Below are 4,619 nucleotides of genomic sequence, written 5' to 3'. Positions count from 1 at the left end.
AACGAATCAATATCTTTCAAAAGAACGATATTTTCACCAAGGGGGACGTCTACCCTTTTTTAGCCAGAAAATAAGAGCAATTTTTTTCATTTAACTATTGACATTTATTAGCTGGACTTCTAATTATTGCAGCGCTGATATTCTCTTTTTAACAGAGAGTATCCAAATCCTCAAGGATGTCGAATTATGCGCGTCTGCCATTTCTCTTCTTACGATATGTTGCATTCACTTCCATAGGTTTTGCTCTATGGGTGCATCTTGCAATATATTCCTGAAGACTAGTTTCGGTGAAAAATACACAACCATTTTCCACATACTGTACATAGGAAATCAAACCGCCAATTCTGGCAGCATCCAATGTTGCAAGGCTAATCCCTAATAGATTCGCTGCATCTTTTCTCGTATACATCTTATCCATGTTCCTTTCCTCCACGATAGATTGCATCTCGCCGTGCATGTTCCTGGATGTAATAACCCAGCTGAACTTTCACAGCATCATCAATCCCGCGCATCTGTCCTTTGCTTACTCGTCCGAGATAACGGATGATGCACTTCTTATCAAAAGTTCCCAACTGTTCCGCTAATACCGTGGAAGGTCGATCCAGCCCTTTTGCCTTTCGGATGTAATAGTGTGTCGGCTGACGTTTCTTTTTTTCGGTTTTGGATGTGAGCGGAGCCAGCGTCAGTGTCGGGGAATAATAATTCCCGATATCATTTTGAAGTATCACCACCGGGCGAACACCGCCTTGCTGTGATCCCTCCGGTTTACCAAGATTGGCAAGATAGATATCACCTCGCCGGTAAACCCAATCTTCTTTCATCATGTGACTTCCTCCAGTCTCCATATCTTCTGAACGAAACGTTCTCATATGGAAAAAGCACTGATAAACGGATGTGAAATACTCTCTATACCATCAGTGCTTACTGCTAATATGGTTCTCCCGAATTTTTACTCTGCTACCCAGGGAGTTACAGGGATTTCATCAGACGCGCTTGCGAAGCAGCTTCATTGGTGTTTAACCATCCCGCCTTCATTATGGCCGGACCGCGAATTACGGAAGTATCATTGTACCTGCAGAAGATCAACACCACCGCCAGTTGCAATCTGGCATTTGCTCCGGCGAATCGCTACGTTCCATTGAACATCATGGCGTGCCGACGAAGGCTCCCTTCTACAGTAAAGTTCTGATGAATAGTATTCTGTTTTCAAAGATCTCGTAAGCGGTGAAGCACCGCTTACGAGAATAATTCTATCGAAGATTTTGGCCCTCAACATATTCTCAAAGGGCACACAACCTCGCCAGAAACGATATGTTTTCCTCTTGACAATTCCGTATATTTCAAATCAGTTTTCTCAGCTGATCAATGTGATTGCTCAGAATATCCAGCTGCATCATCATCTCTGCTTTGTCTGGATCTGTCTTACCAAGTACAAGGTAATCAAGTGATACCTGGAAAAACTCTGAACACTCAATCAGCAGATCTATGGAAGCACCGCGAATACCGGTTTCGATTGCTCTCAGATGACTCTCTGAAACATTGATTTTAAAAGACAGCTGCAGCTGTGTAAGTCCCTTCTTCTTGCGAAGGACCTGAATACGTTTTCCGCACATTTTCGGATCAAAATACATTTTTATTTCCTCCAGTTCTCGAAATTTGAAAAGTTGCAAACCCAAGAACCGAAGGAGGTGCACGGCACCTGTAATAACAAAAAAAGGAGCGGCCATTCCTACAAATACTTGCAAGAATAACCGCTCCAGAAGACTTATCCGGATGCAAAAAGACACCCCCATTCGGTAGATTTCAAAGGCAATTTTTACTTGCCTCGAAATGCTATCGAACAAGGGTGTTGTACTACATGTTTAGTGCAGTGTCACCAGACGTGTTGCCGTGTTGTATCTGGTAACGTCACCTGTGTGATACTATGTGTGAGCTAAAAATTGGTGTGTTATTTCCCGTGTTACAACGGAAACAACTTACAGATTACCTCCTTGTTCCTTAATATAGGCTTCGATTTCTTTCAGCAGGACATCGAATTCTTCTGAAGAAAGGGAACTCCTGCTAGCATTAACCACTTCATTGGCAGCTCCTCTGCCACTTATAAAGTATGTAGCAACAGTCAGCCAGAAACAGATTTTAGAATTACCAGTCAATACGGTTGAAGCACAGGAAGCGTACTTGTGAATACTGACATAGTTTTTTTCTTTCCCCAACTCATCTAAAAGGTTAGTCATGATCTGAGCGAAGAGACTGATGTATGTATGATAATAAGAAATCATCCATGGTTCATCCAGTTTGTTATCACAGAGATATCCTCTGAACAATTTGGCTGCCTGCTTCAGGTGAGCCAATCTTACACTGTGATTTTTCTCTTCAGAAATTTTCTTCCACAGTTCTTCCACCAGAACCGTATCCACCTCAACACGGTAGTCTGGATTAAACCAGTATCCTTGTTCATTGCTGGAAATAATATTAGGACAGAGAAACTGGAACTTGCTACGCATCTGATAAAGAGCACTGCGAAGAGGATTGGTATCGGATGTATCTTTTATCTTCGGCCAGATATTCTCAACCAAGGTTGATCCAGGAACTGGTTTACCTTTCAATGCCAGGAAAGAAATTATCTTCCATGCGTTATCAGAAGCATAGACTCTCATATCCAGCTTTTTGCTTCCTACACAGACCTCTGGCATACCAAGAAGGTTAATGCGAATGGTATGTTCATCTGCAGAATCGTCCTGGTTTGTTTCCAACTCTGCCATACTCTGCTGCAGCTCCTGCAGATAAAAGGTAGACATGCTTACAAAAGCAAGCATCTGCGCCATATCCGGATATGTCTTATATCTGGTAGGATTTTTCACAACAAAGAAACCTGTTGGCTTTTCGCCAAATGGCGTACCGATCAGACTCTGTACATCCAATCTTTGATAATGCTGGAACTCATCCGGGAACCTCTTTTTAATCACAGATGCATCCGGAACCACAAGAGGTTTTCCGTCATAGAACGCTTTGATCCACCGTCCAAAACCTTCAAATGCTTCAATCTCTTTTGTATAGCGAGATTCCATCCTTCCGGTAAGACGGTTATAGCAGGTCATCGGAGCCCATGCCTCAGTTTCAACATCAGCAATCAAAATGCCTGCCCATTCTGCTTCATAAAAATCACATGCAGTCTTGATTGCCTCCATGATGATTTCCTCGGTGCTTTCGGATGTATGTAATCTCTGCTCCAATCCGGTCAGTGTCAATCTGAAATCATGATCATGTTTCTGTTCGTCCGAAATAACTGCAGAATTTGAAGCAGCATCCATAATCTTAGTCGTCTCAATCGGCGGTGCTTCTACCCATTCGATTGTCTGTCCTTCTTTTTTCTTGAATAATTTCTCGAAGAACATAAGAACACCTCCTCAATGTATAACAGAAAAGCCCAGACATTTTTTGCCTGGGCAGGTACTACGCTAACTGCGTTAGTGCAACTGGCTGCCATTTCAGGCCCTGTAGTTTTGCGACGCCGGGTTTCCCCGGTTGTGCCAAAGTATTATTTTGTATAAAAGAAAACCTCAAGAGTTCTCAGTATCGAAACTGATAGCCTTGCGGTCAATAATTTCATATAATATTAGTAAGGCCATCAGGATGTAATGTAATCTATCAAGCCAGAATCAGTATCAGAGCATTGCAGGATACAATTAAATCTCTTCGCTAATCACAAATTGGAAGCTGGTAACGAATAGTTTAGAAGGTCACCCGCCGAAATCCCAAGTGCATCTGCTATCTTGAAAAGGTCTATTGACCTGTTAATAGGTCATTTTCGTTTTTATAGTGATCAATGCATCGTAAATGAACGAGTTGCCTTAAAAACAGGCAAAAAGAAGCTCTGACAACACTCATTCGAGTATTGCCAGAGCTTCATATTTTTAATCACTTATTACAGACCCAGACTATCAACCCACGATTTCAATGCGTCCATATCCTGCTTTCCATTAAGCATTCTTCCTTCCATCAGATGTGCAGCACCATGGACACTATCCTCTAACACTTCCAGTGTTCTTCCAAAGTCACTGCCACCGGAAGTGGCAAAAAGTACAATAGTCTTCCCACTGAAATCATATGTTTCCAGGAAAGAATTGATGATGTGCGGTGCCACATACCACCAAATCGGAAAACCAACGAAAATGACATCGGCATCCGCCACAGGTGCATTATGGTCAGCCATTTCCGGTCTTGAAGTCTTATCCTGCATCTCAACCGAGCTACGGGATTTCTTATCCATCCAGTTCAGATCCGCAGCAGTGTACGGAACTGCCGGTTTTATCTCATACAGGTCGGCATTTGCCGCCTCTGCTAATGTCTTAGCGACATTGCCAGTAACTCCACTGGCAGAGAAATATGCAATGAGTTTTCTGCTCATTTGCGCGCCCTCCTAATTTGTTTCTCTATTATAGGGTAATATGAATAGACTTATCGTTTGAACACTAAACTAATAATCCTCAAGAAATAAAAAAGTCATGAACCACCAGTTCAACTGGTGGTTTGATTCTGCCCCTATAAGGGGCTTATGCCTGCAACGCCTGAAAGGCGGATGCCTCAAGCATATATACCGGCTGGCCTCTAAAAGAGGC

General features: G+C 42.6%; 5 protein-coding genes and 1 riboswitch. All 5 genes read right to left on the bottom strand.

Going from position 1 to position 4,619, the window contains the following annotated elements; all coding sequences use genetic code 11:
• Positions 1–184 precede the first annotated feature (184 nt).
• The 5 genes from KQI39_RS16975 to KQI39_RS16955 all read right to left on the bottom strand — a co-directional run bounded on the left by KQI39_RS16975 (position 185) and on the right by KQI39_RS16955 (position 4,408).
• Positions 185–418, bottom strand: coding sequence for a DNA-binding protein (locus KQI39_RS16975; RefSeq protein WP_216419749.1), 234 nt, complete (start codon positions 416–418; stop codon positions 185–187).
• Positions 411–824, bottom strand: coding sequence for a type II toxin-antitoxin system PemK/MazF family toxin (locus KQI39_RS16970; protein ID WP_330654107.1), 414 nt, complete (start codon positions 822–824; stop codon positions 411–413). Before KQI39_RS16970 ends, KQI39_RS16975 begins: the two co-directional genes overlap by 8 nt.
• A gap of 516 nt (positions 825–1,340) precedes the next feature.
• Positions 1,341–1,631: a helix-turn-helix domain-containing protein gene (locus KQI39_RS16965; RefSeq protein ID WP_216419748.1), complete on the bottom strand. Its 291-nt coding sequence runs from the start codon at positions 1,629–1,631 to the stop codon at positions 1,341–1,343.
• Positions 1,632–1,976: 345 nt separating this feature from the next.
• Entirely contained in the window at positions 1,977–3,395 is a 1,419-nt protein-coding gene (locus tag KQI39_RS16960; RefSeq protein WP_216419746.1) for a hypothetical protein, read from the bottom strand.
• Positions 3,396–3,468: 73 nt separating this feature from the next.
• Positions 3,469–3,542: riboswitch (cyclic di-GMP riboswitch) on the bottom strand.
• Positions 3,543–3,925: 383 nt separating this feature from the next.
• Entirely contained in the window at positions 3,926–4,408 is a 483-nt protein-coding gene (locus tag KQI39_RS16955; RefSeq protein ID WP_216419744.1) for a flavodoxin, read from the bottom strand.
• Positions 4,409–4,619 lie beyond the last annotated feature (211 nt).

Source organism: Blautia sp. MSJ-36, from assembly GCF_018917985.1.
Classification (GTDB): Bacteria; Bacillota; Clostridia; order Lachnospirales; family Lachnospiraceae; genus Blautia_A.
Note: the sequence above shows the minus strand (reverse complement) of the source record. Positions and strands in the feature narration are given on the sequence as shown.

Bases quoted from the DNA above. Each gene is read 5' to 3' on its own strand.
- KQI39_RS16975 (WP_216419749.1), bottom strand. From the start codon at position 418: ATGGATAAGATGTATACGAGAAAAGATGCAGCGAATCTATTAGGGATT.
- KQI39_RS16970 (WP_330654107.1), bottom strand. From the start codon at position 824: ATGATGAAAGAAGATTGGGTTTACCGGCGAGGTGATATCTATCTTGCC.
- KQI39_RS16965 (WP_216419748.1), bottom strand. From the start codon at position 1,631: ATGTATTTTGATCCGAAAATGTGCGGAAAACGTATTCAGGTCCTTCGC.
- KQI39_RS16960 (WP_216419746.1), bottom strand. From the start codon at position 3,395: ATGTTCTTCGAGAAATTATTCAAGAAAAAAGAAGGACAGACAATCGAA.
- KQI39_RS16955 (WP_216419744.1), bottom strand. From the start codon at position 4,408: ATGAGCAGAAAACTCATTGCATATTTCTCTGCCAGTGGAGTTACTGGC.